29 protein-coding genes are annotated in these 26694 nt (G+C 67.4%); 18 read left to right on the forward strand and 11 right to left on the reverse strand.

The window, feature by feature from the left end:
* Nucleotides 1–13 precede the first annotated feature (13 nt).
* From AC5P8C_RS18850 to AC5P8C_RS18860, 3 genes are read right to left on the reverse strand one after another with little or no spacing between them, the layout of a single operon-like run.
* A complete protein-coding gene (locus AC5P8C_RS18850) occupies nt 14–1138 on the reverse strand; it encodes a Gfo/Idh/MocA family protein (RefSeq protein ID WP_155029107.1) in 1125 nt (374 codons plus the stop codon).
* A gap of 12 nt (nt 1139–1150) precedes the next feature.
* Entirely contained in the window at nt 1151–2368 is a 1218-nt protein-coding gene (locus AC5P8C_RS18855) for a nucleoside permease (protein WP_233653126.1), read from the reverse strand.
* A gap of 27 nt (nt 2369–2395) precedes the next feature.
* Complete coding sequence (locus AC5P8C_RS18860) at nt 2396–3448, reverse strand: sugar phosphate isomerase/epimerase family protein (RefSeq protein WP_308304954.1); 1053 nt, start codon at nt 3446–3448, stop codon at nt 2396–2398.
* Between the two features lie 95 nt (nt 3449–3543).
* On the opposite strand from AC5P8C_RS18860, the gene AC5P8C_RS18865 reads away from it, so the two are divergent.
* From AC5P8C_RS18865 to AC5P8C_RS18875, 3 genes are all read left to right on the forward strand, one after another.
* The gene (locus tag AC5P8C_RS18865; RefSeq protein ID WP_233654157.1) at nt 3544–4551 is read left to right on the forward strand and encodes a LacI family DNA-binding transcriptional regulator; all 1008 of its coding nucleotides are present in this window, start codon (nt 3544–3546) and stop codon (nt 4549–4551) included.
* Nucleotides 4552–4665: 114 nt separating this feature from the next.
* Nucleotides 4666–5718 carry a sensor domain-containing diguanylate cyclase gene (locus AC5P8C_RS18870; RefSeq protein WP_019659361.1) on the forward strand — a complete coding sequence of 351 codons (1053 nt, stop codon included), beginning with the start codon at nt 4666–4668 and terminating at the stop codon, nt 5716–5718.
* Nucleotides 5719–5834: 116 nt separating this feature from the next.
* Nucleotides 5835–6860, forward strand: a complete 1026-nt coding sequence (locus tag AC5P8C_RS18875) for an AI-2E family transporter (RefSeq protein WP_019659360.1) — start codon at nt 5835–5837, stop codon at nt 6858–6860.
* Between the two features lie 74 nt (nt 6861–6934).
* On the opposite strand, the gene AC5P8C_RS18880 is transcribed toward AC5P8C_RS18875, so the two are convergent.
* A complete protein-coding gene (locus tag AC5P8C_RS18880; protein WP_227851995.1) occupies nt 6935–7114 on the reverse strand; it encodes a hypothetical protein in 180 nt (59 codons plus the stop codon).
* Between AC5P8C_RS18880 and AC5P8C_RS18885 the strand changes: the two genes are divergently transcribed.
* The 7 genes from AC5P8C_RS18885 (at nt 7107) to AC5P8C_RS18915 (ending at nt 13825) form a co-directional block, all read left to right on the forward strand.
* On the forward strand, nt 7107–8765 hold the full coding sequence (locus AC5P8C_RS18885; protein ID WP_233653123.1) for a GGDEF domain-containing protein: 1659 nt from the start codon (nt 7107–7109) through the stop codon (nt 8763–8765). The genes AC5P8C_RS18880 and AC5P8C_RS18885 overlap by 8 nt on opposite strands.
* A gap of 229 nt (nt 8766–8994) precedes the next feature.
* The gene (locus AC5P8C_RS18890) at nt 8995–9426 is read left to right on the forward strand and encodes a pyridoxamine 5'-phosphate oxidase family protein (protein ID WP_026346954.1); all 432 of its coding nucleotides are present in this window, start codon (nt 8995–8997) and stop codon (nt 9424–9426) included.
* Between the two features lie 94 nt (nt 9427–9520).
* Nucleotides 9521–10105, forward strand: a complete 585-nt coding sequence (locus AC5P8C_RS18895; RefSeq protein ID WP_019659357.1) for an NMCC_0638 family (lipo)protein — start codon at nt 9521–9523, stop codon at nt 10103–10105.
* A 184-nt stretch (nt 10106–10289) separates the two neighbouring features.
* A complete protein-coding gene (locus AC5P8C_RS18900) occupies nt 10290–10757 on the forward strand; it encodes a DUF2975 domain-containing protein (protein WP_026346953.1) in 468 nt (155 codons plus the stop codon).
* Entirely contained in the window at nt 10757–10981 is a 225-nt protein-coding gene (locus AC5P8C_RS18905; RefSeq protein WP_019659355.1) for a helix-turn-helix domain-containing protein, read from the forward strand. The genes AC5P8C_RS18900 and AC5P8C_RS18905 overlap by 1 nt, the downstream gene beginning before the upstream one ends.
* 43 nt (nt 10982–11024) lie before the next feature.
* The gene (locus AC5P8C_RS18910; RefSeq protein ID WP_495219236.1) at nt 11025–12566 is read left to right on the forward strand and encodes a TerC family protein; all 1542 of its coding nucleotides are present in this window, start codon (nt 11025–11027) and stop codon (nt 12564–12566) included.
* Between the two features lie 122 nt (nt 12567–12688).
* Nucleotides 12689–13825 (forward strand): metallophosphoesterase, encoded by a 1137-nt coding sequence (locus AC5P8C_RS18915; protein ID WP_495219237.1) that lies wholly within the window; start codon nt 12689–12691, stop codon nt 13823–13825.
* A gap of 135 nt (nt 13826–13960) precedes the next feature.
* On the opposite strand, the gene AC5P8C_RS18920 is transcribed toward AC5P8C_RS18915, so the two are convergent.
* From AC5P8C_RS18920 to AC5P8C_RS18940, 5 genes are all read right to left on the reverse strand, one after another.
* Nucleotides 13961–14599, reverse strand: coding sequence for a ferric reductase-like transmembrane domain-containing protein (locus AC5P8C_RS18920; protein ID WP_233653120.1), 639 nt, complete (start codon nt 14597–14599; stop codon nt 13961–13963).
* A 51-nt stretch (nt 14600–14650) separates the two neighbouring features.
* Nucleotides 14651–15385 carry an HvfC family RiPP maturation protein gene (locus AC5P8C_RS18925; RefSeq protein ID WP_478414020.1) on the reverse strand — a complete coding sequence of 245 codons (735 nt, stop codon included), beginning with the start codon at nt 15383–15385 and terminating at the stop codon, nt 14651–14653.
* Complete coding sequence (locus AC5P8C_RS18930) at nt 15378–16223, reverse strand: HvfB family MNIO-type RiPP peptide maturase (protein WP_010483448.1); 846 nt, start codon at nt 16221–16223, stop codon at nt 15378–15380. Before AC5P8C_RS18930 ends, AC5P8C_RS18925 begins: the two co-directional genes overlap by 8 nt.
* A 55-nt stretch (nt 16224–16278) precedes the next feature.
* Nucleotides 16279–16755 (reverse strand): HvfA family oxazolone/thioamide-modified RiPP metallophore, encoded by a 477-nt coding sequence (locus tag AC5P8C_RS18935; RefSeq protein WP_495219239.1) that lies wholly within the window; start codon nt 16753–16755, stop codon nt 16279–16281.
* Nucleotides 16756–16854: 99 nt separating this feature from the next.
* Entirely contained in the window at nt 16855–17499 is a 645-nt protein-coding gene (locus AC5P8C_RS18940) for an HvfX family Cu-binding RiPP maturation protein (RefSeq protein WP_010483443.1), read from the reverse strand.
* A gap of 294 nt (nt 17500–17793) precedes the next feature.
* Here AC5P8C_RS18940 and AC5P8C_RS18945 point away from each other — a divergent pair, with 294 nt between their 5' ends.
* The 6 genes from AC5P8C_RS18945 (at nt 17794) to AC5P8C_RS18970 (ending at nt 23680) form a co-directional block, all read left to right on the forward strand.
* Nucleotides 17794–18588, forward strand: a complete 795-nt coding sequence (locus tag AC5P8C_RS18945; protein WP_010483441.1) for an alpha/beta fold hydrolase — start codon at nt 17794–17796, stop codon at nt 18586–18588.
* A 3-nt stretch (nt 18589–18591) separates the two neighbouring features.
* Nucleotides 18592–19137, forward strand: a complete 546-nt coding sequence (locus AC5P8C_RS18950) for a redoxin family protein (RefSeq protein ID WP_019336971.1) — start codon at nt 18592–18594, stop codon at nt 19135–19137.
* A gap of 57 nt (nt 19138–19194) precedes the next feature.
* Nucleotides 19195–19935, forward strand: a complete 741-nt coding sequence (locus AC5P8C_RS18955; RefSeq protein ID WP_010483437.1) for a response regulator — start codon at nt 19195–19197, stop codon at nt 19933–19935.
* Nucleotides 19932–21245, forward strand: a complete 1314-nt coding sequence (locus tag AC5P8C_RS18960; protein WP_010483435.1) for a sensor histidine kinase — start codon at nt 19932–19934, stop codon at nt 21243–21245. The genes AC5P8C_RS18955 and AC5P8C_RS18960 overlap by 4 nt, the downstream gene beginning before the upstream one ends.
* 83 nt (nt 21246–21328) lie before the next feature.
* Entirely contained in the window at nt 21329–22342 is a 1014-nt protein-coding gene (locus AC5P8C_RS18965) for a hypothetical protein (protein WP_019336972.1), read from the forward strand.
* Nucleotides 22343–22420: 78 nt separating this feature from the next.
* A complete protein-coding gene (locus tag AC5P8C_RS18970) occupies nt 22421–23680 on the forward strand; it encodes an MFS transporter (protein WP_019336973.1) in 1260 nt (419 codons plus the stop codon).
* Nucleotides 23681–23684: 4 nt separating this feature from the next.
* Here the strand turns inward: AC5P8C_RS18970 and AC5P8C_RS18975 are convergent, their stop codons facing one another.
* Entirely contained in the window at nt 23685–24632 is a 948-nt protein-coding gene (locus tag AC5P8C_RS18975; RefSeq protein WP_049413510.1) for a nucleoside hydrolase, read from the reverse strand.
* On the opposite strand from AC5P8C_RS18975, the gene AC5P8C_RS18980 reads away from it, so the two are divergent.
* Together AC5P8C_RS18980 and AC5P8C_RS18985 are read left to right on the forward strand one after the other, a co-directional pair.
* On the forward strand, nt 24631–25248 hold the full coding sequence (locus AC5P8C_RS18980) for a hypothetical protein (protein WP_071305646.1): 618 nt from the start codon (nt 24631–24633) through the stop codon (nt 25246–25248). The genes AC5P8C_RS18975 and AC5P8C_RS18980 overlap by 2 nt on opposite strands.
* Before the next feature lie 25 nt (nt 25249–25273).
* Nucleotides 25274–25612: a hypothetical protein gene (locus AC5P8C_RS18985; RefSeq protein WP_071305647.1), complete on the forward strand. Its 339-nt coding sequence runs from the start codon at nt 25274–25276 to the stop codon at nt 25610–25612.
* A 136-nt stretch (nt 25613–25748) separates the two neighbouring features.
* Here AC5P8C_RS18985 and AC5P8C_RS18990 read toward each other — a convergent pair whose 3' ends face one another.
* The gene (locus AC5P8C_RS18990; RefSeq protein WP_071305648.1) at nt 25749–26468 is read right to left on the reverse strand and encodes a GntR family transcriptional regulator; all 720 of its coding nucleotides are present in this window, start codon (nt 26466–26468) and stop codon (nt 25749–25751) included.
* Between the last annotated feature and the right edge of the window lie 226 nt (nt 26469–26694).

The raw sequence follows: 26694 nt of genomic DNA on the forward strand, positions 1-26694 counted from the left end.
TTCCTCCCGGGATTCAACCGATGGCGGTCCAGGCGCGTGACCTGGCCGATGCAATGACGCGATCGACGATCCGCGCCGAGCGCAGGCCGTCTTCGAAGGTGGGCAGGCCTTCGAAGCGCTCGCCGTCAACGGCACGATAGGTGTCGGCGACGAACGCTTCGAAGCAGTGGCCGTAGCCCTGGGCATGCCCCGCTGGCAGCGGCGACAACCGGCGCTGTTCGGCACTGCCGGCACCCGGGCCGCGCACGAAGATTTCCTCGCGCTGCTCGGGCCGGCCGATCCACAGCCGCTCGGCATCCTCCTGGTTGAACGCCACGCTCGCATTGGCGCCATCGATCTCGAACCAGAGCCGGTTGTGGCGTCCGGCCGAGACCTGGCTGACCGTCAATGACGCCAGCGTGCCGGCGCCGGTCCTGAACATCGCTGCGGCCACGTCCTCGCTCTCGACCGCCTGCCTTGCGCCGCCTGTCGCCGGCGTGCTGAAGCTCTGGCCAGTGGTGGCGCTGCGCTCGGCGATGACCGTGGCGAACGCCGCGCTCGCTTCGGTGAAGCGTTCGCCACTGACCCATTCCACCAGGTCACACCAGTGCGAGCCGATGTCGGCGAACACGCGCGACGCGCCGCCCAGCGCCGGGTCAACCCGCCAGTTGTTGCTGGCCGGGTCCAGCAGCCAGTCCTGCAGGTAGCTGCCATGGATCAGGTGCAACGGCCCAAGTTCACCCTGCGCGATGCGTGCACGCGCCTCGCGGACCACCGGGTGGTAGCGGTAGACGAAGGGGACGGTGGCAACCAATCCGGTCGAGGCAGCCAGCGCCGCGAGCGCCCGTGCATCGTCCAGCGTCGTCGCCAACGGTTTCTCGCAGATCACGTGCTTGCCGGCTTCCAGCGCGGCCTGCGCCATCGCGCGGTGCAGGTGGTTGGGCGTGCAGATGTGCACGACCTGCACCTGGGGGTCAGCGACGACGTCATTGATATCGCGATAGGCGCGCGGGACATTCCACGCGTGTGCCACCTCGCTCGCGCGCTGTGGCGACGAGGCCAGTACGCCGCGTACCGCGGCGCCCGCCAGCAGTGCCGCGCGGCGATGCACCGCGCCGATCATGCCGGTACCAACGATGGCGATTCCAAGGTGGGGCATCGGCCGGTCTCCTCAGGGTGTGTACGGCGCTGCAGCAGCTGCCGGGCGGTCGCGGAACAACAGCAGGAAGGCGATCAGCACCACCAGTGCAACACCGGCCGGGAACAACCAGATCTGTTGCCAGTCCGGGCCTGCTGCGGTGGTGAAGTGCTCCACAACGGCACCGGACAGGAAGGTGCCGATCAGCATGCCCACGCCGTAGGTGGCCAGGGTGATGAAGCCCTGTGCGCTGCTGCGCGCGGCGGGGCCGGCATGGGCGTCGGTGTAGATCTGGCCGGTGACGAAGAAGAAGTCATAGCAGATGCCGTGCAGCACGATGCCGATCACCAGTAGCGGGAAACCGCCACCGGCATCGCCGAAGGCGAACAGGGCGTAGCGCACCACCCAGGCGGCCATGCCGACCGCCAGCATGGTCTTCACCCCCAGCCGCATGAACAGGAAGGGCATGGCCAGCATCAGCAGCACTTCGGACACCTGGCCCAGCGACTGCAGGCCGGCGGCGCCCTGCACGCCCAGGTCGTTGAGATACGGATTGGTGAAGTTGTAGTAGAACGACAGCGGAATGCAGATGGCGATGGAAGCCAGGAAGAACACCAGGTAGGCACGCGATTTCAGCAGCCGCAACGAATCCAGCCCCAGGATCTGTCCCAGCCCGGCCTCGCGCTGCTGCGCCAGTGGTGGCGTGTGCGGCAGGGTGAACGCATACAGGCCCAGCACCAGCGATGCCGCCGCCGCCATCCGGAACGTCAGTTCAAGCCGATGCGCCTGTTCCCAGCCCAGCCAGCCGATCAGCACGCCTGCGACGATCCAGCCGACGCTGCCGGCCACGCGTACCAGCGGGAACTGCTTCTCCGGCGATTGCATGTGCCGCATCGCCACGCTGTTGGCCAGGGCCAGCGTCGGCATGAACAGCAGCATGTAGCCCATGACGCACGCGGAAAACACGCTGAAACTGGTGGCGGTGGAAGCCAGCCACATCAGCACCGCGCCGGCCAGGTGCAGTACTGCCAGGATGCGCTGCGCCGCGAAATAGCGGTCCGCGATCAGGCCGACCAGGAAGGGTGCCACGATGGCGCCGATGGACTGGCTGAGGAACGCGGTTGCCACCTGGCTCGCGCTGGCCTGCAAGGGGCCCTGCACAAGGTACGTCCCCAGGGTGACGAACCACGCCCCCCAGATGAAGAACTGCAGAAACATCATCGCGCCCAGGCGCGACATCGCGTGCGTCATGGCTTGCCCTCCCGGGGCGGAAATGGTTCAGATTCCCAGCATGCGGTGAAGTGATTCCAGATCCGTGCCGCTCCCGGCAAAATCGTCGAAGGCGCGTTCGGTTACATGGATGATGTGATCGCGGATGAAGGCGGCGCCCTCGCGTGCACCGTCTTCCGGGTGCTTCAGGCAGCACTCCCATTCCAGTACCGCCCAGCCCGGGAAGTCGTACTGCGCGAATCTGGAGAAGATCGCCTTGAAGTCGATCTGGCCATCACCGAGTGAACGGAACCGGCCCGGGCGATCGATCCAGTCCTGGTAGCCGCCATACACGCCGCTGCGCGCGCTGGGCCGGTACTCCGCGTCCTTCACGTGGAAGACGCCGATGCGCGCGTGGTAGCGATCGATGAAACCGAGGTAGTCCATCTGCTGCAGCAGCAGGTGGCTGGGGTCGTACAGGATCTTCGCGCGCGGGTGGTGATCGACCACGTCAAGGAAGCGCTCGAAGGTTGCGCCATCGTGCAGGTCCTCGCCCGGGTGGAGCTCGAAGCACAGGTCCACGCCACAGGTGTCGAAGACATCCAGGATCGGTCGCCAGCGGCGGCCGAGTTCGGCGAAGGCTTCTTCCACCAGGCCCGGCGGGCGCTGCGGCCACGGATAGAAATAGGGCCAGGCCAGTGCGCCGGAGAAGGTGGCATGCGCGGCCAGCCCCAGGCGCTGGCTGGCCTGAGCCGCCAGCCGCAGCTGCTCCACCGCCCACGCCTGGCGCGCCGGCGGGTTGCCGCGCACGTTCGCCGGTGCGAATCCGTCGAACAGGCTGTCGTAGGCAGGATGGACCGCGACCAGTTGCCCCTGCAGATGGGTAGACAATTCGGTGATCTGAAGGCCGTAACCGGCCAGCATGCCGGCAATATCGTCGCAGTACGCCTGGCTGCGTGCCGCCTCGGACAGATCGAACAGGCGGGGCGCGGAGGTGGGAACTTGTACGCCAGAATAGCCCAGACCCGCGGCCCATCCGGCCAGCGTGTCCAGCCGATCAAAAGGAGCTGTGTCGCCGATGAACTGCGCCAGGAACAGCGCTGGACCCTTGAGCGTCTTCAACGTGATTCGCCCTCGATGCAATCGATTGCATTATCCTAGCAGGGGCGCACGCAGGACCTGTTGTGCACTGCACAGCGGACGGGAGAACTAACGCCATGGCCACCATCTACGACATCGCAAAGCACGTCGGCGTCTCCGCCGGCACGGTGTCGCGGGCACTGTCCCGGCCGGACAAGGTCCTGCCGGCCACCCGTGCGCGCATCGAGCAGGCGGCCGCCGCGCTGGGCTATGTGCCCAACACGGTGGCGCGCACGCTCAAGACCCACCGCAGCGGCAAGATCCTGGTCACCGTCCCGGACATTGCCAATCCGTTCTTCGCCCAGATCCTGCAGGGCGCGGAGGACGCAGCGCAGGCGGTCGGCTACGCGGTCCTGCTGGGGGATACCCAGCATCAACCGGACCGCGAGGAGCGCTACGCGCAGATGCTCCGGCGCAACGAGGCCGACGGCATGATCGTGCTGGGGCATCGCCTGCCACCTACGGCGCGTGACATCGTTGAGCAACGCGGTTCCGCCGCACCGGTGGTCAACGGCTGTGAATTCGATCCCGCACTGGGGATTCCCAGCGTCCACATTGACAATGCCGCCGCCGCGCGCACGGTGATGGAACACCTGTATGGACTGGGACACGAACGGATCGCGGTGGTGGGAGGACCACCCGACAATCCGCTGCACCAGCAACGGATGGAAGGGGTCCGGGCGGCGAGCAAGGCGCGTGGGCGCCTGCGCCAGCTGAACATCATGCCGGGTGACTTTTCGGTGGAGTCCGGCCATGCAGCTGCGATGTCGATGTTGGCCGTCGCGCCGGTGCCGACTGCGGTCTTCTGTTTCAGCGACCAGATGGCGCTGGGCACTCTCGCTGCCTGCCGGGAGCTGGGCATCCGCGTGCCGGAGGACCTGTCCATCGTCGGCTTTGACGACCTGGCCTCCTCGCGCTACCTCACGCCGCCGCTGACGACGATCAGGCAGCCGATGCGGCAGATTGGCGAGCGCGCGGTCAACCTGCTGCTCGCCATCATCGAACAGGTTGATGTGCCGCTGCAGCAGACGCTGGAGTTCAGCTTCATGCTGCGCGGTTCCACGGCGGCCCCCAGGGGCGGGTGAACACCGCGCCACGGGGCGCCGCCTTGATCCCGAATTGACGCGAACCTGTCAGACTCACCGGCAGCCAGCCCGGCAAGGGCCGTAGCAGTAGGTGCGATCGCGCAGGAGGGGGCAATGCCATTCTTCACCGATTCGGCGGAAGGCGCGGTCGAAGGCATTGGCGCGGCACGTCGCATCGGCTGGATGCGTTTTGTCGGCAATGGACTGGGGGCGATCCCCATCGCGTCGATCATCCTCGAACGGCAGAATGGCGGATGGGCGTGGGTCCTGCTGCTGCTCAACGCGCTGGCGTGGCCCGCGCTGGCGCTGCTGCTGACCCGGCGCTCCCGCCAGCCGGCGCGCGTCCAGTTCCGCTGCATGGTGGCCGATTCCCTGTTCGGCGGCGGCTGGATCGCATTCATGGCGCTCAGTGCCGTGCCCAGCGCGCTGTTTGCCGCGCTGCTGGTGGCCGACAAGATCGCAGCCGGTGGCGTGCGCCTGGCGACGCGCGCCACGTTGGCGCTGCTGCTGGGCTTCGCACTCACCTGGTGGGCGCTCGGCTTCCCATTCCAGCCGGTGACCTCGCAACGCACGATCATGCTGAGCATCCCGTTCCTGTTCGTGTATGGCATCGGGCTGAGCATTCTCAGCTGGCAGCTGGCCCGTCGGGTGAAATCGCAGAACCGCCAGTTGAAGCGGCTGAGCCGGATGGACCCGCTGGTGGAGCTGGCCAACCGCGGCTTCCTGATCGTCCGCGCGCAGCAGGCACTGGACAAGGCGCAGGGTCAGGGTGGTTTCGCCTGCCTGCTGATGCTTGATGTGGATGACTTCAAGCGCATCAATGACTCGCATGGTCATCGTGCCGGGGACGAAGTGCTGCGCCATATCGCGTCCACCTTGCGCGCCTTCGCCCGGCCCGGTGATACCCCTGCGCGGCTGGGAGGCGACGAGTTCGTGGTGCTGCTGCACGACTGTGCGCCCATCGATGCGATGCAGGTGGCCGAGCGGGTCCGCCTGCACCTGCTGGAAGCAGCACGGCAGGCAACACCGGGTATCGAGTTCAGCGTCAGCATCGGCATCGCGGCAACGCCGCGCGGTGGCAGCGTCGAGGACTGGCTGGCACTGGCCGACCGTGCGCTCTACCACGCCAAGCGCCAGGGCAAGAACAACGCCAGCTATGGCGAATAGTGGGCCGGGGGCGGTGGGCATACCGCAGAACGAGGGCGTAGCGCTCGTCCATGCTGTACCCGGAATCATCGCCACCAATCCTCTACCATGGGCCACCCCGCCCGGACGCACCGCCCATGCAAGACGCCCTCGTTGCACAGCCCAAGCCCCCCGTTGCGCGGATCGCGGCGTGGTTGATGATGTTGCTGGGCATGTGGCTGGCGTTGAAGCTGGGCCTGGTGGTGACCCTGCTGTCGGGGCTGCTGGTGTTCCAGCTGACCCACGTGCTGGCCTCCACCGTGGAAGGCAAGCTGCCGCCGGGACGAGCGCGGGCGATCGCGGTGATCGTATTGTCGGCCATCATCATCAGCGCGCTGGTATTGGCCGGCATCGGCGTGGCCTCGTTCTTCCGCAATGAGACCGGCGGCCCGGACGCGCTGCTGGCGCGCCTGATGGAGATCCTCAACACCTCGCGGCACCAGGTGCCGGCGCTGCTGCAACCCTACATTCCCGAAGACATGCCGGCGCTGCGCGCGGCGCTGAACGACTGGGCCGCCGAGCACCAGCGCCAGCTTGGCGTGGCCGGTACCTCGGTGGTGCAGGTGGGCGTGCGCGTGCTGATCGGCATGGTGCTGGGTGCGATGATCGCGCTGTACGACGAACTTCCCGTGCCCAAGATGGGGCCGTTGGCGCAGGAGCTGATCGGGCGCACCAGCCGCCTGGCCACCGCATTCCGCCAGGTGGTGTTCGCACAGGTGAAGATCTCGCTGCTCAACACCGTATTCACCGCGATCTTCCTGCTGGGCGTGCTGCCGCTGTTCGGTGTGCACCTGCCGCTGTCCAAGACCCTGGTGTTGATCACCTTCGTCGCCGGCCTGCTGCCGGTGGTGGGCAACATCATTTCCAACACGATCATCACCATCGTTGCGCTGTCTGTCTCGTTCTACGTGGCAGTGGCGGCGCTGCTGTACCTGATCGTGATCCACAAGCTGGAGTACTTCCTCAATGCGCGCATCGTCGGCGGTGAAATCCAGGCCCGCGCCTGGGAGCTGCTGCTGGCCATGCTGGTGATGGAGGCGGCGTTCGGCCTGCCCGGCCTGGTGGCGGCGCCGGTGTTCTATGCCTACGTGAAGCGCGAACTGGTCGACCAGCGCTGGATCTGACCCGGCGTAACCTGTCGCATCTGATCGGCTGGCGTCGGGGCGCCGGCATTGTCGGCGCGTTCGCGCGCGCTGCGCTATATCCCCCCTCGCGGATCGGGCGGCACTGGCTTGGCGCCGCCGGAGCCGGTCGCTACAGTGAGCCGCACTTCAGGGGAATTCTGCATGGCCGGCAAGGTATCGCCCATCAGGTTGCGGACCTGGGTCTGGATCCTGGCTGGGCTGTTTGTCGTGTGCACGTTGCCGTTGATGGCCATCGCCCTGGTCCAGGGAACACTGCGCTACACCGACGCCGAAGGCAACCTGGCCAGCCTGCGGCAGCTGCGGCAGACCTTCGATCTTGCCAACCTGGCTTCGGCCGAGCGAGGCCCGGCCAACAGCCTGCTGGGGGCTGACCCGGCCGATGCCGCCGAACAGGCACGGCTGGCTGCGCAGCTGGCGGCCGCGCGCAAGCGGGTCGACACCGCCATGCTGCAGCTGGAGACCGTGTTCAAGGATGACCCGGGCGTGTACGACGAGCATCGCCTGCTGGCCAGCGCGCAGCGTCGCCTGAAGTCGGCGCGGGCTGCGGTCGATCATGTCGCGGCGCAACCGCATGACGCACGCCGTGTGGAGGAGGTGGAGCTTGCGATCAGCGGCATGTTCGCGGTGGTTGATCGCCTGCATCTGCTGACCTCGGCGCAGATCAACGCGCTGGTCAGTGCCGACCGTGAGGCGGCGATTCCGGCAATGCAGGGCCAGCTGTTGTTCGATCTTCGCGAGCATGGTGGCCGCCTGGCCTCGAACGTGATGGCGCCGGTGGCGGTACCGGGGGCGTGGCGCGAGGAACAGGTGCGCGCTGCGCTGCAGACCGAGGGCCGCCTGCTGGAGCTGTGGCGGTTGGCGAGCAGCCACGAGTCGGTGTTCCGCAGCGACCCGGAATTGTCCTGGCACTGGGACATGGCGCGGCGGCAGCTCTTCGGTGAGTCACTGCCGATGATCGAGCAGCTGATCGAGGATGGCCGCCGTGGCGTGCCGCCGTCGTGGACCGCCGCCGCGTTCACCAATCGCTACGTGCCGACCCTGCAGTCGCTGGAGGCGCTGCGCGATGGCTACCTGAGCGTGTCCATCGCCCGCTTCGAACGCAGTCGCAACCGTGAGACCATGCGCCTGGCCGTGCTGGTGGCTACCGCGCTGGGCACGCTGGTGGTGCTGGGCATGGCCCTGCGCATTGCCCACCTGCAGATCCTGCAGCCACTGCTGCAGGCGCAGCAGCAGGTGATCCAGCTTGCCTCGGATACCCCCGGTCCGGAGGAGAATGTCACCCACCCGCTGGCCGAGATGCAGCGCCTGTTCGATGCCATCGAAGTGCTGCGCGAGAAATCGCGCGAGCGTTCGGCGTTGACCAGCGAGCTGCGCCAGCTGGCCGGTACCGACCAACTGACCGGGCTGTTGAATCGGCGCGCGCTGGATGAGGTGGTGCAGCGGAGACATGCGGGGGGCGAGGCAAGCGCCGTGGTGATCCTGCTGGACGTGGATCGCTTCAAGGCCATCAACGATGGCCATGGCCATGAAGCCGGCGACGAAGTGCTGGTGCAGGTGGCGCAGTTGCTGCGGCACCACCTGCGGCGCAGCGACAACATCGCCCGCTATGGTGGCGAGGAGTTCCTGGTGCTGCTGGCCGACGGTGATCTGGCCGGCGGGCGCCAGCTGGCTGAATCATTGCGATTGGCGCTTCAGCAGATGGACATCGCGCTGGCCGGGGGCATCGTGCTGCGCGTGACCGCCAGTTTCGGGGTGGCCAAGGGCGGCACCGATGCGCTGGGCTGGCGCAGCCTGCTGCGTGCCGCCGATGCGGCCATGTACCAGGCCAAGGCACAGGGGCGTGACCGGGTACGGGTGGCGGGTGGCGGTCGCATCACGCGCTGATGGCACGCGTCAGCCAATGCGTGCATGCACCCGTCGCAGCGTCTGCAGGATCGCCCGACGCGCGACGGGGCGTGCACCTGCTGCAAGCGCAGGTGGTGTGGTGAGCAGCGCGTCACGCACGCGCCACGCGCCCTATCTCGTTTTCTGTGAAGAAGTCGCCATGGACCTTCCACGCTTCGGTCACCGCTCTGCGCAGACGCTGGGATTCCACTTGATGAAGGACGACACCATGACCCAGCTCACCCTGCCCGAACTGGCCAGGAAGATGGCCGACATCGATTTCACCATGCTGCAGACCCGCGCCGGCGGAGAAATTGCCGGTCGTCCGATGAGCAACAACGGTGACGTGGACTACGACGGTGACAGCTGGTTCTTCACCACGGAAGACACCGACATGGTGCACGAGATTGAGGCTGACCCCGCCGTTGCGCTGGGTTTTTCCGGCAGCAAGTCGCTGCTGGGAAAGCCGCCGTTGTTCGTGCACGTGCAGGGAAGGGCGGCGCTGGTGCGCGATCGCGCTGTGATGCGCGAGCACTGGGTGAAGGATCTTGAGCGCTGGTTCGAGCAGGGCGTGGATACACCGGGGCTGGTGCTGATTCACGTGCGCGCCAGCCGCATCCACTATTGGGATGGCGAGGACCAGGGCGAAATGGCCGTCTGACCCGGCAGCGGGAGGCTGGCGGCCATCGCGGCCATTGCGCGGCGCGCCAGGCCTTTGCCATCCTCCCCGCTGTTTTCCGTAGCGTGGAATCCCGATGCGTCCTGCGTTCTTCTGGCTGGCTTTGGCCCTGCTGCCCACACTGGTGGTGGCGCAACCCGCGCGTGCGCCCAAGGCCAAGGCCCCGGCGCAGGATCCCTTCAGCGAGCTGTTCGATACCGCCTGCATGCAGCACATCGGGGCCCCGGCGCGGTTGCAGTCGCTGATGGAATCCAATGGGCTGTCGCCGCTGCAGCCGGCCGAAGCCGCCACGCTGTTGCAGGGGCAATCGGGCGTGGCGTGGATGGTGCCGCTGGCCAGTGGCCGCTATGCGGTGAGCTGGGCTGACGATGGAACGTGTACGGTCTACGCCGAGAAGGCCGACGCGGCGGTGGTGCAGAAGGGGTTTGCCCGGTTGGTGCAGGCCGCACCGAAGCCGTTGCAGGTACGGTCGCTGCCAGGGCGTGGGCCACTGTCGGCCGATCAGGTGGCCATCCAGTACGGCTGGGCTACGCCGGGACAGGGCAAACTACAGGTGCGCTTCCGCCTGGTCACGCGGCAGGCGGCCGAAGCCGGGGTGCAGGCCATGGCCTCGGCCGCCCCTGGCGAAGCGATGCAGGCACAGGACGCACCTGGGCCCTGACAGGGGCGACGCTCGCGATTCAGCCTTTCACGCGGCATGTGATATATCGTTTATCGATAAATCCACCCCGGGGCGGCGAGGCCACCCCAATGCCGGAGGCCGCTTGACCGCTCGTCCCGCCCGCGCCAGACCCGCGCGAGGCTTGTTCACCCTGGCCCTGGCGGCCGTACAGGCCGTCAGGGCGATGTGCTGGCTGGGCATCCTGGCCGCGCTGCTGGCCGTGCCGCTGGTCGCCCACGACCGCCGCTGGCTGCTCGACAGCGTGCATGACGCTGCGGCTGTCGCCGCGCATGGCAATGACCTGTTCCTGCATTTCTGCCTGGGCCTGGGCGCGATCGTCGCGCTGCTGGTGCTGTGCCTGATGTTCCTGCGCCACCTGCTGCGGCTGCTGAAGTCGGCGGCGCGCGAGCGGCCGTTCACCCACGCCAACGCACAGCGCCTGCAGCGCATGGCCTGGCTGATGCTGGCGATGGAGCTGCTGTCGATCCTGATCGGCGCCTACGCGGCCTGGATGGGCCCGGATTTCACCTGGATGGAGGTCGGCGGTGGCATGTCGATCACTGGCTTGGTGGCCGTGCTGATGCTGTTCGTGCTGGCGCGCGTCTTCGCCGTGGGCGCAGCGATGCGCGATGACCTCGACGGTGTCATCTGATGGCAATCGTCATTACCCTGGACCGCATGCTGCAGGAAAGGGGCATGACCCTGTCCGAGCTGGCCGGGCGCATCGACATCACCCTGGCCAACCTGTCGATCCTGAAGACCGGCAAGGCGCGCGCCATCCGCTTTTCCACCCTTGATGCGATCTGCCGCGAGCTGCAGTGCACGCCCGGTGACCTGCTCGGGCACGACCCGGCGCAGGCACATGACGCTGACTGAGCGGTCGCTCTTTTCCCTTATCTACTGACGAAACGGACCTGAAATGGAATGGTTGGCTGACCCCTCGATCTGGATGGGCCTTGCAACCCTGGTCGTGCTGGAGATCGTTCTCGGCATCGACAACCTGGTGTTCATCGCGATCCTTGCCGACAAGCTGCCGCCGCACCAGCGTGACCGCGCGCGGGTGATCGGCCTGGCGCTGGCCTTGCTGATGCGGCTGGTGCTGTTGGCCGCACTGGCCTGGATCATGAAACTGACCGCGCCGCTGCTGACGCTGTTCGACCACAGCTTTTCCGGGCGAGACCTGATCCTGCTTGGCGGTGGTCTGTTCCTGCTGTTCAAGGGCACCATGGAACTGCACGAACGGCTGGAAGGCCGCGAACACCACGAGGACGGCAAGAAGGTCTACGCCAGCTTCGCAATGGTGGTGGCGCAGATCGTGGTGCTCGACGCGGTGTTCTCGCTGGACTCGGTGATCACCGCGGTCGGCATGGTCGACAACCTGGGCGTGATGTATGCGGCCGTGACGATCGCCATGGCGCTGATGCTGCTGGCCAGCAAGCCGCTGACCCGCTTCGTCAACAAACATCCCACCGTGGTGGTGCTGTGCCTGGGCTTCCTGCTGATGATCGGCTTCAGCCTGGTGGCCGAAGGACTGGGCTACAAGATCCCCAAGGGCTACCTGTACGCGGCGATCGCCTTCTCGATCCTGGTCGAGGCGTTCAACCAGTGGGTGCGTTTCAACCGCGAGCGCAACGAGCGCCGCCTGCCGTTCCGCCAGCGCACCGCCGATGCCGTGCTGCGCATGCTGGGCGCGCGCCCGGCCAATGGTCACGACGATGAAGGGGGGGACGGGCAGGTGGACGCTGAAGAGCGCTTGCAGCCGGCCGAACACGAGATGATCCGCAGCGTGCTGGGCCTGGCCGATCGCCCGGTGTCGAGCGTGATGACGGTGCGTGCCGACGTGCAGTGGATCGACCTGGCGCGTGGGCAGGAGGATGTGGTGGCACGCCTGGTGGCGTCGCCGCACACCCGCCTGCTGGTGGGTGAGGGTGACCTGGACAGCCTGCGTGGCGTGGTGCAGAGCCGCGACCTGCTGGCCGACCTGCTGCAGGGCAGGCCGCTGCAGTTGGAGGGCAACCTGCGCGAGCCGCAGTACGTGCTGTCCAGTGCCAGCGCGCTGCAGGCGCTGGAACTGATCCGCCAGCACCCGGTGCCGTTGGCGGTGGCGGTGGACGAGTACGGCAGCGTGGAAGGCCTGGTGACCGCCAACGACCTGCTGGCGGCCATTGCCGGTGACCTGGTCGATACCCAGGACGAGCGCTATGGCGTGGTCGCGCAGGGCGAGGACCAATGGGAGGCCGACGGTGCGCTGACTCTGGACGACCTGCAGCGGCTGGCCGGCGTATCGCTGCCGCGCAGTGCCGACTACATGACCATCTCCGGGCTGGTGCTGGAGCAGTTGGGTCGGCTGCCGGACATCGGCGATGTGGTGGAGGTGGCGGGTGTGCGCATCACCGTGCTGGCGATGGAGAAGCGCCGCATTGCCCGCCTGCGCGTGCAGCGCCTCGACGGAATGGCCTGACCCACCTGTTGATGTAGAGCCGAGCCCATGCTCGGCTGCATGTTGAGAAGCCGAGCATGGGCTCGGCTCTACACAACGCCGCCCGCAGCCGTCACCATGGCGGCCCCCACTTTCCCTCCTGGATGGTTGCAGTGCTGAGTACGATCGGTTTGTTGATGGGCCTGTATGTGGCCTGGCGCCTGTTCTGGCCACTGCGCATGCCCCCCTGGCAGAAGGTCGTGCTGTCGCTGCTGCTGATGGGCATAGCCGTGCAGCTGCGTATCATCGCCACGTTCTGGGGCACGATGGCCTCGCCCGAGATTCCGAAACTGGCCATCGCCACGCTGGCTACCGGCTCCACGGCGGTGTTGCTGTTGGCGTTGCTGATGCTGGCGATGGATGCGGGCCTGCTCGCGTCCCGCCTGCTGCGCTGGCCACGTGCGGTAGCCGCATTGCGCACGCGGCGCTTGCGGCCGGCGGCCGGCGTGCTGGCGCTGCTGGTCAGTGGTTATGGTGTCAGCCAGGGCATGGCGGTGCCTCATGCCCGGCAGATCGAGGTGAGCATTGCCGGGCTGCCAGCGGCGTTCGACGGCTATCGCGTGCTGCAGCTGACCGACATCCATGCCAGCCGTCTGCTGACCGGCGACTGGGTGCGTAGAGTGGTGGCCGAGAGTAACGCACTGAAGCCGGACCTGATCGTGATCACCGGCGATCTTATCGATGGCAGCGTCGAGGCCCGTCGCGAGGACGCGCGTCCGTTGGCCGATCTGCAGGCGCCGGACGGCGTCATTGCCATCACCGGCAACCACGAGTACTACGCGCAGTACCAGGACTGGATGCAGGCGTTCCGCGCGCTGCACATGCAGGTGCTGGAGAACAGCCACCTGCACGTGCGACGCGGTGATGCGGCGCTGACCATCGCTGGTGTCACCGACCCGGTGGCGGCGCGTTATGGCCTGCCGCTGCCGGATCTGGACGCCGCCTTGGCCGGCGCCGATCCCACCGCGCCCGTGATCCTGCTCGATCACCGCCCGCGTAATGCACGCGCGGCAGCAGCGCGCGGCGTCAAACTGCAGTTGTCCGGGCATACCCACGGGGGGCAGATCATCGGCATGGACCAATTGGTGAAGCGGGCCAATGGTGGCTTCGTCTCCGGCCGCTACGACGTGGATGGGATGACCCTGTACGTGAGCAATGGCGCTGGCCTGTGGGCCGGATTCCCCGCGCGCATCGGGGTGTCCTCGGAAATCACCCTGATCACGCTGCGCCGCGCCCCGTGACCTGAAGTGGGGCATATCCCTTTCCGCAGGGAATTCGCTACCTATCGTGCTGGGATCCCTCTGTAGAGCCGGGCCCATGCTCGGCTGAGCCAGGGGCAGCCGAGCATGGGCTCGGCTCTACAGGTAACCGCCTCCTCAAGAACTCCGCAGCGGTGGCCGCGCATGCGCATTGCGCCGCAGCGACTGCGCCCGCTTGGCGATCGCACGCACCACGACAGCGGTGAAGAGCAACGCGGAGGGCACCGCGTACCAGAAGTTGCCGGGCACGCGCTTGAAGTACGAATAGGTGAACACTGCGGCGATGATCCACATGCCGGTCACGTGCAGGTGACGCCACACGGTGGGGCCCATGCGGCGGGCGATGCCACGATGCGAGGTGATGGCCAGGGCGAGGATGGCTACATAGCCGATCGTGCCCGGCAGGTTGGCCAAGGCCGAGCGTGCCGGCCAGAACGCGGGGTTGAGGATGCCGAAGGCGGTGATCGCCACCGCATGCAGCAGGTGCGAGAACGCGAATGACAGGCCGATGATGCGCCGCTCGCGCAACATGTGCTGGGTGAACGGGCCGGGCAGCAGGCTGGCGAACGACGATGCGGTGAACGCGGCCAGGAACAGCAGGAACGACGTGCGTGCAGTGACCCGGATCGCCGCGTGGCTGCCCTCGACCACGTCGGGCTGCAGGGTGAACGCCGCCAGTGCGACGGCGATCAGGACCACAGCCATGGTCACGAAAAGGCGCCAGCCGTGCAGGAAGGAAGTGTTGGAAGCAGCCATGATCAAACCTCGAATCAGGAAATGGGTGGCACCGGCCGCTGGCCGGCGCCTTCAACAGTCGTTCGGCACAACCAGCACGCCGGCCGCGCACAGCTCGCCCAGCAGCGGAATGCAGGCTGTGCGTAGTTCGTCGGCGGCCACGCCATGCAGATCGGCCAGTACCTGCAGCGCGTCTTCCGCACGGGCGCCGTCATCGCCGAACGCCGACAGCAGCGCATATGCCAGCGGTGAAAGTTCCTGCACCTGCAGGCTGAAGTCACCCAGGCGTCGCAGCAGCAGCAACGTCGGCATCGCGGTAGGCGCACCGTTCTGGCCGGCGTCCTCATGCACAGGCCACTGGTAGCCCAGCACCCGCACCAGTGGAGACAGCGCCAGCACGCTGCCTGCCTGTGGCGCATGCAATGGCTGCTGCCCGGTGTGCCGCGCTTCAATGTGCAGTGCCTGCTGCGTGCTTTCGTAATGCGCCAGTTCCGCCACCCAGCCCGGCAGCGCGAGGTCTGCCTGCACGCCCAGCCACGCGGCGAATTCGCCGGCGATCTGCGGGAACAACGGGGTATGGCAGGCATGCCGCGCGTAGTAGTGCTCCACGGTGTCGCGCCAGCAGGCATCACCCAGTTGCGCCTGCAGGCGCGGCAGGCTGCCTGCCAGCAGGCTGTCCAGGCTGTCGATGCAGAGGCGGCGGTAGACCGCCATCCGCCGTGCATCGATGCCCTCAGGCGCGGGCATCGATGGGTCGCGTACATGGTCGGCCCAGCGCTGCTGCAGGGTGGCCAGCGGCTCAGCCATGGGCCACCTCGGGCGGCAGCACATCGGCCTGCGCGTGGCGGATCTGCTCCACCTCGGCCAGCAGCTCGGCCAAAGGCGGGAAGTTGAAATCGCGCTCCAGCAGGGTGGGGCGCACGCCGACACGCGCATAGGCCTCCCCCAGCAGCGCCCAGACCACGCCCTTCACCGGCGCGCCGTGGGTGTCGATCTTGAAGCCATCGTCTTCATCGAAGTGGCCGGCCACGTGCAGCGAGGCGACGCGATGCGCCGGCACGCGTGCCAGGAAATCGAAGGCGTCGTAGCCGTTGTTGCAGGCGTTGACGAAGACATTGTTGACGTCCAGCAGCAGGTCGCAGTCGGCCTCGGCCAGCACTGCAGTGATGAAGTCGATCTCGCTCATGTCCGCGCCTGGCACGGCGTAGTAGGAGATGTTCTCCACGGCGATGCGCCGGCCCAGTGTGTCCTGCACCTGGCGGATGCGACCGGCAACGTGATGCACGGCCTCGGTGGTGAACGGCAGCGGCAGCAGGTCATAGACATGGCCGCCGGCGGCGCAGTAGCTCAGGTGTTCGCTGTACAGCTGGACCTGGTGCAGGTCGAGGAACGCGCGGGTCTGCGTCAGCAGGGTGCGGTCCAGCGGGTCCGGCCCTCCCAGCGACAGCGACAGGCCGTGGCAGGTCAGGCGATGGCGCTCACTCAGCTGGCGCAGCGCGGCGCCGTGGGCACCGCCAACTCCGATCCAGTTGTCCGGCGACACTTCGAGGAAGTCGATGGCATCGGCCGGCATCGCCAGCAGTTCATCGATCAGGCCACGGCGCAAGCCGAGACCGGCACTGGCGGAAGGCAGGGGCAAGCGCATGCGACGGTACTCCAGGGCAGTGGCGCCGCCGTGGCGGCGGCGCCGGGGGGAACGATCAGTCGTTGACGCGGGAGAACAGGCCCTTCGGCATCGGTTTGCCGTTGGCGGTGTAGACACTGCGCAGGTAGTCGTGCGCCTCCTGTTCGCTGATGTAGCCGTCGTGGTCGGTGTCGATGCGGTCGAATTCAGCGGCGCGCTTGGCCGCCACGGCGTTGAACTCGGCACGCGAGACCCGGCCGTCGTGGTCACGGTCGGTGCGGGCAAACGAAGCGTCGCCGCACTTGCCTTCGCCACACTGGCCTTCGGCCACCTTGGCCGTGGCGGCAGGCTTGCCAGTGGCGGCCTTGTTGGCGCCGCACTTGCCTTCACCGCACTTGCCTTCGGCGGCGGCGCTCATGGCCACGGCACCGATGGCCAGTGGCTGGATCGCGGCCGCCTGGCCGGCCAGCAGCAGGCCACCGGCCAGGGCGATGCCGATGGCGCCGATGCGCGGCAGACGGGAAGCAGCGGTGTTCTTGGTCGAGACGGACATGGTGATGACTCCTTGGATGGGCACGCAGGGCGTGCGGGATGGACGCCGCTTGAAGGCGACGGAAACGAAGGGAAGAAGCGCGGGAAGCGGTGAAGCGGATCAGGCGTTGCGGCGACGGCGCAGTCGGTAACCCAGCAGCAGGGCGCCGCCGAGTAGTGCGCCACCGAAACCGATACCGGGCAGCAGCGCGGCGACCGGCAGCAGCAGGGCGATCAGGCTCACGCCCCAGCCGAGGCCGTCGTTGCCCGCCGCGGCGCGCTGCGGGCCGGCCAGCAGGCGGTCCAGGCTGAGTGCACCGCCGCCGTTGAGGATCAGCGGCAGCAGCATGGCCAGGAACAGCAGCGGCAGCTTGAAGTTGCCGTAGCCCTGGTCGGTGATTGCGTAGCCCTGCCACAGCTCACCCAGGCTGTTCCATTGGTCCGGCCAGTGCACGGCAGCGATGGCAACAAGGGTCAGCACCCAGAAGATGTAGGCCACCGAGCGCGTGGCCAGGCCCAGCAGCAGCATCACCGCGCCCACCAGTTCCAGCCAGGTGGCCAGCTGCCAGTTGAGTGACGCAGGCAGGGTGGAGAACGGGAACGGGAAACGCCCTTCCAGGTCGGCGAACCAGTTCTGTCCGCCCAGCTTCTCGCGGCCCGATTCAAAGAACTCCCAGGCCAGCAGGGCGCGCAGCGCCAATGGCGAGAGCCAGCGGCCGACGGCGTCCAGGCGGGGTGTATACACGGAAGAAGCGGAGCTGATCATGGGAGTGTCCTGCGGGCCAGTGGTCGATGGAGGCCATTCCGAGCCACGCAGGTATCGGCAACGTGTGCTGTTGCCCGGGGTTTTGTCAGCGACTGTGGCTGTGTCAGGGGGTTCGTACAGTCAGATACAAAGACGCCGCGTCGGGCGTTCGCCGGGCCATGCCCAGCGGCCGAATGTATCCAACTGTAGAAATCCGCCGCCGCCCTACAGTCCGGTACAACTCTGCCTCGCAGCGAAACAGCGCCGATACACCCCCAGGCGGAAATGGCCACTCCCAACACCGGAGTGCCACCCATGATCCGCACCACCCTGCTCGCCGCTGCCCTCGCCCTTGCCGGCGTCGCGACGCCGGCATTCGCCGCCGAGGCCGATGCCGGCGCCGCGCCCACCGTCATCCTGGTCCACGGTGCCTTCGCCGATGGCTCCAGCTGGAACAAGGTCATCACCACCCTGCATGACTGGAAACTGCCTGCGGTGGCCGTGCAGAACCCGCTCACCTCGCTGGCCGACGATGTGGCCGCCACCCGTCGCGCGATTGCCGCCGCACCGGGCAAGGTCGTGCTGGTCGGCCACAGCTGGGGCGGCACGGTCATCACCGAAGCGGGCAACGATCCCAAGGTGCAGGCGCTGGTGTACGTGGCCGCATTCGCACCGGATGCCGGGCAGTCATCGGCACAGCAGGGCGAGGGCTATCCGGTCGGCCCGGGCCTGACGCGCCTGCAGGAGAAGGACGGCTACCTGACCCTGCCAGCCGACGCCATCGCCCAGGACTTCGCACCGGATGTGATGAAGAAGACCGCTGCACTGTTGTACAGCACGCAGGTGCCATTGAAGGCCAGCGCGCTGGGTGAGTCCGTCACTGTGGCCGCATGGCGCAGCAAGCCGAGCTGGTACGTGCTCAGCCGTGACGACCGCATGTTGTCGCCGCAACTGCAGGCGGCCACCGCAAAGCGCATTGGCGCGCAGCTGCAATCGATCGGCAGCAGCCATGTGTCGCTGCTCTCGCACCCGGCTCAGGTGGCTGACAGCATTCTGGAGGCCGCAGGCGTGAAGCCGGCCGAACTGCCGCTGGCCGAGCAGGGAGGCTGAACGATGGGCGCGCTGCGTGTGTATGTACTGCCGTTGCTGCTGGGCCTGCTGGGTGGGGCGGCGCTGCTGATGGCCTTGCCCAGCCCGGAGGCCGGTGCGCATCCGGCGCAGGCCGCTCCTGCTGCCGGGTTCGATGGCGGCGGGCCCTGGCACAACAGCCCACCGCTCGCGTTGAATCAACTGCGTGGGCAGGTGGTGCTGGTCGAGTTCTGGACCTACGCCTGCAGCAACTGCCTCAACGTGGCACCGCATGTGCACCAGTGGCATGCACGTTACGCGCGGCAGGGCCTGCAGGTGATCGGCGTGCATACTCCGGAGTTCGCCTACGAAGGCCTGCCCGGCAATGTGCGCAAGGCCATCGCGCGGCTGGATATCACCTGGCCGGTGGTGCAGGACAACCAGTACCGGATCTGGAACGCCTGGGGCAACCGCTTCTGGCCGGCGCTTTACCTGGTCGACCGGCAGGGCAGGGTGGTCTACCGCCACTACGGTGAAGGCGATTACGCACGTACCGAAAGCGAGATCCAGCGCCTGCTGGCCAGCCCCTGAGCCGCGCTACCATGGCCGCGCCGCGCGGCCTTGACCTCCGTCTTCATCGAGAACGCAATGAACCACGTACCGCACATCCTTGTCGTCGACGATGACAGCGAGATCCGCCAGATGCTGGCCGACTACCTGCAGCGCAACGGCCTGCGCGTCAGCCAGGCCGATGGCGGCCGTGCGATGCGCGCGCTGATGGACACCCACGCGGTGGACCTGGTGGTGCTGGACGTGATGATGCCCGGCGAGGACGGGTTGAGCCTGTGCCGCAACCTGCGTGCCGGCAAGCATCGCGCGGTGCCGGTGGTGCTGCTGACCGCCCGCGACGACGAAACCGACCGCATCATCGGCCTTGAAATGGGCGCCGATGACTACGTGACCAAGCCGTTCTCCTCACGCGAACTGCTGGCGCGCATCAATGCGGTGATCCGGCGCACGCAGATGCTGCCGCCGAACCTGCAGGTGAGTGAAGCCGGCCGCCAGTTGGCCTTCGGCGACTGGCGCTTGGATACCACTGCCCGCCATCTGCTGGATGCGCAGGACACCGCCTATCCGCTCAGCGGTGCGGAATTCCGCCTGCTGCGCGTGTTTCTCGACCACGCCAACCGTGTGCTCAGCCGCGACCAGCTGCTCAGCCTTACCCAGGGCCGTGATGCAGAACTGTTCGATCGTTCCATCGATCTCCTGGTCAGCCGCGTGCGCCAGCGCCTGGGCGATGACGCGCGTGAGCCCACCTACATCAAGACCGTGCGCAGCGAAGGCTACGTGTTCAGCGTGCCGGTGCAGCTGCTGGGGCCGGAGGAATGAACGCCCGCGCGCGCCGCCTGCCGTGGCCGCGCACGCTGTCGGCGCGCCTGCTGCTGGTGCTGCTGGGCGGGTTGATCCTGGCCCATGCGCTGTCCTTCGGCCTGTTGTTCTACGAACGCTACCAGTCCACCCGCAGCATGATGCTGCGCAACCTGGACGAGGATGCAGCAGTGAGCGTGGCCCTGCTGGAACACCTGCCGGCCGACCAGCGCCAGGCCTGGGTGCCGCGGTTGGAGCGGCGCACGTACCGTTACCTGTTGCGCCCGGCACAGGCCGGCCCGGCGTTGGAAACCGATCGTGCGCGCCAGGTCACCGCCATCATCGATGACAGTCTGGAACACCGCTATCCGCTGCAGGCGCGGCAGGTGGCACGGCTGCCGGAACGTTTTGAAGTGGAGCTGCGCCTGCACGACGGTTCACCGTTGACCATCGAAGTCACACCGTCGGGCCTGCCGCTGGCGCGCTGGCTGCCGGCCGTGCTGCTGGTGCAGCTGGCCCTGCTGCTGGTATGCGCCTGGCTGGCGGTGCGGCTGGCATTGCGCCCGCTGCGGCAGCTCTCGCACGCCGTCGAGCAACTGCAGCCTGGCAAGGACGCACCGATGCTGCCCGAAGACGGCCCCGCCGAAGTGGGCACGGCCGCAGCCGCGCTCAATGCACTGCAGGCGCGGATCCGTGGCCATGTCAGCGAGCGGCTGCAGATTCTGGCGGCCATCTCGCACGATCTGCAGACGCCGATCACGCGCATGAAGCTGCGCGTGGAAACCCTGCCCGAAGATGCCACCCAGCAGCGCCTGCTGGATGACCTGGACCACCTGGGGCAACTGGTGCGCGAAGGCGTGGCCTACGCGCGCAGCAGCCACGTGGCCAGTGGCGCGCCAGTGGCGATGGATCTTGGCGCGTTCCTGGCCAGCGTGGTGGGCGACTATGAAGACATGGGCAAGGCGGTCAGTGGTGGCGCACCCACAGGCCTGACCGTGCAGACCTGGCCGCAGCCGCTGCGGCGGGTGGTCGGCAACCTGGTCGACAACGCGTTGCGCTACGCCGGTAGTGCCGAGATCGAGGCGGGGCGCGATGCAGCAGGCCGGCCGTGGATCAGCGTGTCCGACCGCGGCCCCGGCATCCCGGAGGACCAGCTGCAGGCGGTGCTGGCACCGTTCCATCGGCTGGAAAGCTCACGCAACCGCGATACCGGCGGCACCGGGCTGGGTCTGGCCATCGCCGTGCAGCTGGCGCAGTCGCTGGGCGGCTCGCTGCGGCTGCACAACCGTGAGGGCGGTGGCCTGCGGGCCGAATTGCAGCTGCCGGGGTAACTGGCGGGGTCAATGCATCCACGCACCTGCATGGCCTCGGGATCGGCGATCATCTAGCGGGTGTCGAAACCAGGAAACACGCAATGCAGGGAACGCAGCATTCAATCCAGCGTGCGCGCCACGTCGCGCTGCTGGTCGGTCTACTCGTGCTGGCCGCATGTCAGCGCACACCGGATGCGCTGACCGGGACACCCGCAGCGGGCACATCGCTTGCCGCCCCGGCCACGGCAACAGACCTCTCTCCGCTCCTCGATGCCTTGCCGACCTGCGCGCTGGACGGCTGGTACATCGATCATCAGACTGGGCGTCCGGCCCATCCCTGGCTGGCCGAGGACGCGTCGACACCCTGCAAGGTGGATGAGGAAAACGAGATCGCCACGTTCTGCGTGCGGGGGCAATGGAAAGGATTGCCGGTGGAGGAGGTGATCCTTCCGACGATGACGTTCGTTTCATTCCGTGGTGCGAAGATCGGCCTGCCGCTGGAGAGGGCACGCTCGATTGTCCGCCATCAGTTCGGGCAGGATTTCCCGGGTGGTGCGGCCTACGAGGCGGGACGCGAGCCGAAATTGATGGCCGATCCCGAGGATGCACAGCGCTCGTGGCTGCTGTGCAGCACGCCGGAACCGGGAGACGACCTGGGCGACCAGGCAGGCGTGAGCTATTCCGGCATGAACCTGCCCTACGACCACGACGGATGCAGCTATCGCTACAGCCCGATCGATTTCTGCGATGCGCAGCACGTGGCGCGCATCGAGGAAGCCCTCAGGAACGAAAAGCCCAACTTCAACCAGCACTACCTGCTGGTGCAGGTCGATGATCGCCCCGGGTTCTTCCAGCGCTCGGTGGTGCTGGTCGACACCCGCACCGGACGCGCCACGCCATTGCCGATCGATGCCTTCACCGGGCCAGCGGAGAAGGGCGGAGACGCCATCCGCTACGGAACCCTGGAAACGGGCGTAGACCGGCAGCAGTTCTGCCTGGATGGCGCGTTGCTTGTCTATCGCGCGTTCGAGGAAGGGCGGTTCTGCTTTGGCTTTGATGGTGAGCGCTTCACCGGGCACGAGACGCAGTACATGCAGCCGATGGATGGCCGATGACCGGCATTTCACCCGGGTCGTGACACCCTGCCAGGAACCTGCACCCACGGGAACGAGGCTGTTGAAGGCGAACACGCAATGACCGCGGCGCGGCAGCGCTCGATGTGGGTGGCCGGCCTGTCCACGGTGGTGGAGTGGTACGACTTCACCCTGTACCTGTACTTCGCCACGGTGTTGTCGCGGGTGTTCTTCGGTGGTGGCGAGCAGGCGCTGCTCGTCACGCTTGCCGGCTTCGCGGTGTCCTACCTGATGCGTCCACTGGGCGCGCTGTGCTTCGGCCACTTGGGCGACCGCCTGGGCCGGCGCTGGATGCTGCTGGCTTCGATGGCGTTGATGGCGGCGGCAATGCTGGCCACTGCGCTGCTGCCAACCGCGGCCACCGCAGGCACCACGGCGGGCGTGCTGCTGCTGGTACTGCGCTGCGTGATGGCGTTTTCGGTGGGCGGCGAATACACCGGCGTGGTGGCCTACCTGCTGGAAAGCGCACCCGTGCGGCGACGAGGCCTGGTGACCTCGCTGGCGTCGGCAGCCAGCGAAGTGGGGGCGCTGCTGGCGGTGGCGATTTCCGCGCTCACGGTCGCGCTGCTGCCCATCGCGCAGCTGGACAGCTGGGGCTGGCGCATTCCGTTCTTCTTCGGTGCCGCGCTGGCACTGGTGATCCTGGTTGCGCGGTCGGGCATGCGTGAATCGCCTGAGTTCGAGCGCCAGCAGCGCGAGGGCAGCATTCCCGCCACGCCGCTGCGGCATGTGCTCCGCAACCATCCCGCAGCAGTGGCGCGCACCTTCGCGATCTCGGCGCTGGGCTCGATCACCTACTACGTGGGCATCACCTACGTGCCGTCGTTCCTGCATGCGCAGGGTCATGACGAAGCCGATGCGCTGTGGCTGTCGACGATTGCGGCAGTGGCGGTGATCGCGATCACGCCACTGTGCGGCGCATTGTCCGACCGCGTCGGACGACGGCCGGTGCTGCTGGGCCTGACCGTGCTGGCAGCGCTGCTGCCGCTGTCCCTGTTCGCGTGGATGGCGCAGGCGACGGCGCTGGGCATCGCGCTGGCCGCCGTGCTGCTGGCCTGCGTGGCCGGTGGTGTCAGTGCGGTCGCGGCCCCGGCCACGGCCGAGCAGTTCCCGGGCGAAGGCCGGGTCAGCGGGTTGGCACTGGGTGTGACCATGGCCACCGCGGTGTTCGGCGGCGCGACGCCTTGGCTGGCGCAATGGTGGGTGGAACGCAGCGGCTGGGCGGCGGCACCGGGCGCGATGATCGCGCTGGTGGCAGTGCTGGTGCTTCCGGTGCTGTGGACCCTGCCCGAGACCGTCCCAGGCAGGGCCAGACGCTAGCCGATCAGACCTTCAGGGTCTGCTCGATGTCGGCCAGTACCGCGGCCGCATCCACGCCGATGGCGACGGACTGCAGCACGTGGCCATCCCACACGCTGGGGCCGAAGCCCATGCCTTCCGGCTTCGGAATGGTCATGCCACGGGCAACGCCGTCGGTGGCCACGCGCACGCTGGCACGCTCGAACTGGAACAGCTCCGGACGGGTCAGGGCAATGCAGGCGCAGCAGTCGTGCACGACCATGCCCTTGTGGCCGGCCTGCAGGTAGAAGTCCACGTAGTCCTGCGACAGTGCACGGACCAGCTCGGCGTCGGCGCCGCCGAGTGCGGCCAGTTTATCCAGGCCGTCACGGTCCATTTCCACGCGGGTCGTCACGTCCAGGCCGATCGCGGTGACCGGCCAATCGGTGGTGAACACCACGTCGGCCGCTTCGGCATCGCCCCAGATGTTGGCCTCGGCGGCCGGGGTGATGTTGCCGTTGACGTGGAAGGCGCCGCCCATCAGCACCACGCCGCGCACCAGGCCGGCGATGTCCGGTGCCTGCTGCAGGGCCAGGGCCAGGTTGGTCATGCGGCCCACGGCGACCAGAGTCACCTCGCCCGGATGGGCGCGGACCAGGTCGATGATCAGCTGGTGGGCGGGGCGCGCGTCGGCGGTCACGTCCAGTTCGGCCGGCACCGGGTGGTTGCCCAGGCCGTTGTGGCCGTGGATGTGCACCGGCCAGGCTTCCGGGGTGGCTTCCGGCTGCAGCGGGCCACCGGCACCGCGCGCGACCGGGGCGGCAAAGCCCCAGGCCTGCTTCAGGTACAGCGCATTGTGCGTGGTCGACTCCACCGAGGCATTGCCGAAGGTGGTGGTGACGCCGATCAGGTCGATCTGGGCGTGCTTGTGCAGGTACAGCAGGGCCAGGGCGTCGTCGACGCCCGGGTCGGTATCGAAAATGACTTTCAGCATGTTGTTGTTCTTCTTCTTCCGTGTGGTGCGGGGGGCCGGCGGCCCTGAGGGCAGGCCGGCGCGCCCTACATTGTCCCATCTTCATGACAGGCAGGGCGAACTGGCGGTGGTGGTATCGTCTGCGGGCCCAGGGACGGAGAAAGAGCCGATGACGTTACGACCGCTGTTGCTTGTCGGGGGGCTGGCGTTGGGGTATCTGGCTGGAGCATCACCGGCGTCGGCAACGTCCGCGGCGCCGAGACCATTGCAGGCGCTGGTGGCAGAGGCCGAGGAAATCGTTGTAGCCAAGGTGCTGGCGGTGGAGATGGTCGACGGTGCTGGCCGGCCAGTGACCGACGTCAAGGCGCTCACCGGGCCGGGTCTGGACAACCAGATCCATCTGGTGCTTCAGGTCAATGAGGTCATGCGACCGGAGAACGGGGGGCTGCCCGGGACTCTGCGGGTGCCCTTGTGGAGCATGTGGCACGATTCGCTGGCGGCGGCCCGCGATCGCGAAATGGGGCGGGAATGGATCTTCCTGCTCAAGCGTGATCGTCACCAACCCGTATACCCGATCGATTTCCAGTGGCCGCTGCAGGAACGCGGCCGGATCCAGGCGCTGATGGCGTCACCCTGAAGATCCCAATGCAAGGAGCTGCGCCATGCTGGCTGTGACCCTCGTCCTGATTGCCCTGGTGCTGGGGCTGAACCTCGTGGCCAGCTTCGTGGTGCTGGGGCGCGACGACCTTCCCGTCAGCAGCCGCGCCGGGCAGCTGCTGGTGGTGTGGCTGCTGCCGCTGGTCGGCGCCATCGTGTGCATGGCAATGGCTACTGCCGATGGCTCACCAGCGCGCGCCGATGGTAGTGGCAGTGGGCCCGCCGATTTCTCCGGCGGCTATTCCGGAGACAGCAACAGCCACCACAGCTACAGCAGCTCGGACTGCGGCAGCGGCGACAGCGGTGGAGGCGGTGACGGCGGCAGTTGCGGCGGCGGCGATTGAGGAGACCTTCCAGGTTGCCGGCCAGCGGCCGGCACTACCCGGACGTGACCTATCGAGGTTGCCGGCCAGCGGCCGGCACTACCGTGACCTGGCCTCGCCCTGGTAGTGCCGGCCGCTGGCCGGCAACCCCATGAACTCAGCTTCCGCCTTCGGTCGGCAACGGCGCAGGCACGTTCAACAATCCGCCGCTCGCCACGTACGCGGCCAAGGCCTGGCCCTGGCTGAGCAGATGCCGCTCCATCGTGCGTTCGGCGCCGGCCGCATCGCGCTGGCGGAAGCACTCCATCAGTTCCCGGTGTTCGGCCAGCGACTGCGCGGTGCGCCCCGGGGCCAGCAGCTGGCGACCGCGATGCATCTTCAGGATGCGGTGCAGGTCGTGGGTGATGCGGATCAGCCACGGGTTGCCGGCGTAATGCTGCACCGTTTCGTGGATGAGGTAGTTGTTGCGGTAGTACTCGGCGATGTTGCCGTCTGCGGCCGCCGTTTCCATTGCCGCGTGCAGGTCTTCCAGTTGCTGCACGCCGGCGTCGTCGATGTGCTTGACCGCTTCATGCGCACAGCGGCCTTCCAGCATCGCCATCACCGGGAACAGCTGGTTGAGGTCTTCCAGCGTCAGTCGCGTGACCCTGCTGCCACGACCCGCATCGATCTGCACCAGGCCTTCGGCAGCAAGCAGCTTCAGCGCCTCGCGCAGCGGCGTGCGGCTGATGCCCAGTTCCTCGCACAGCGCCGGTTCGTCGATCCACTCGCCCGGTGGCAGGCGGTAGTCGTAGATCCGCTCGCGCACGTGTTCGGCCACCTCTTCGTACAGAGGAGCGCGCTTCTTCGGAGTACGCGGAGCGGGAGCGATGGCCATGCACAAAGTGTAACGCCAGGTAGTGCCGGCCGCTGGCCGGCAACCTCATGAAGCCATCCAGCGATCATGGGTTGCCGGCCAGCGCCCGGCGCTACCGTTGGCTGGTTACATCCAGCCCGGCACCACGAACACCAGCCAGGCCAGCAGCGGGCCGAATGCCACCACCAGGCCGCTGTAGACCAGGAAGCGGCGGAACAGCGTTTCGCGTTCTTCCTTCGCGGCAGAG

It is taken from the genome of Stenotrophomonas sp. YJH_SMC_46 (assembly GCF_059370315.1).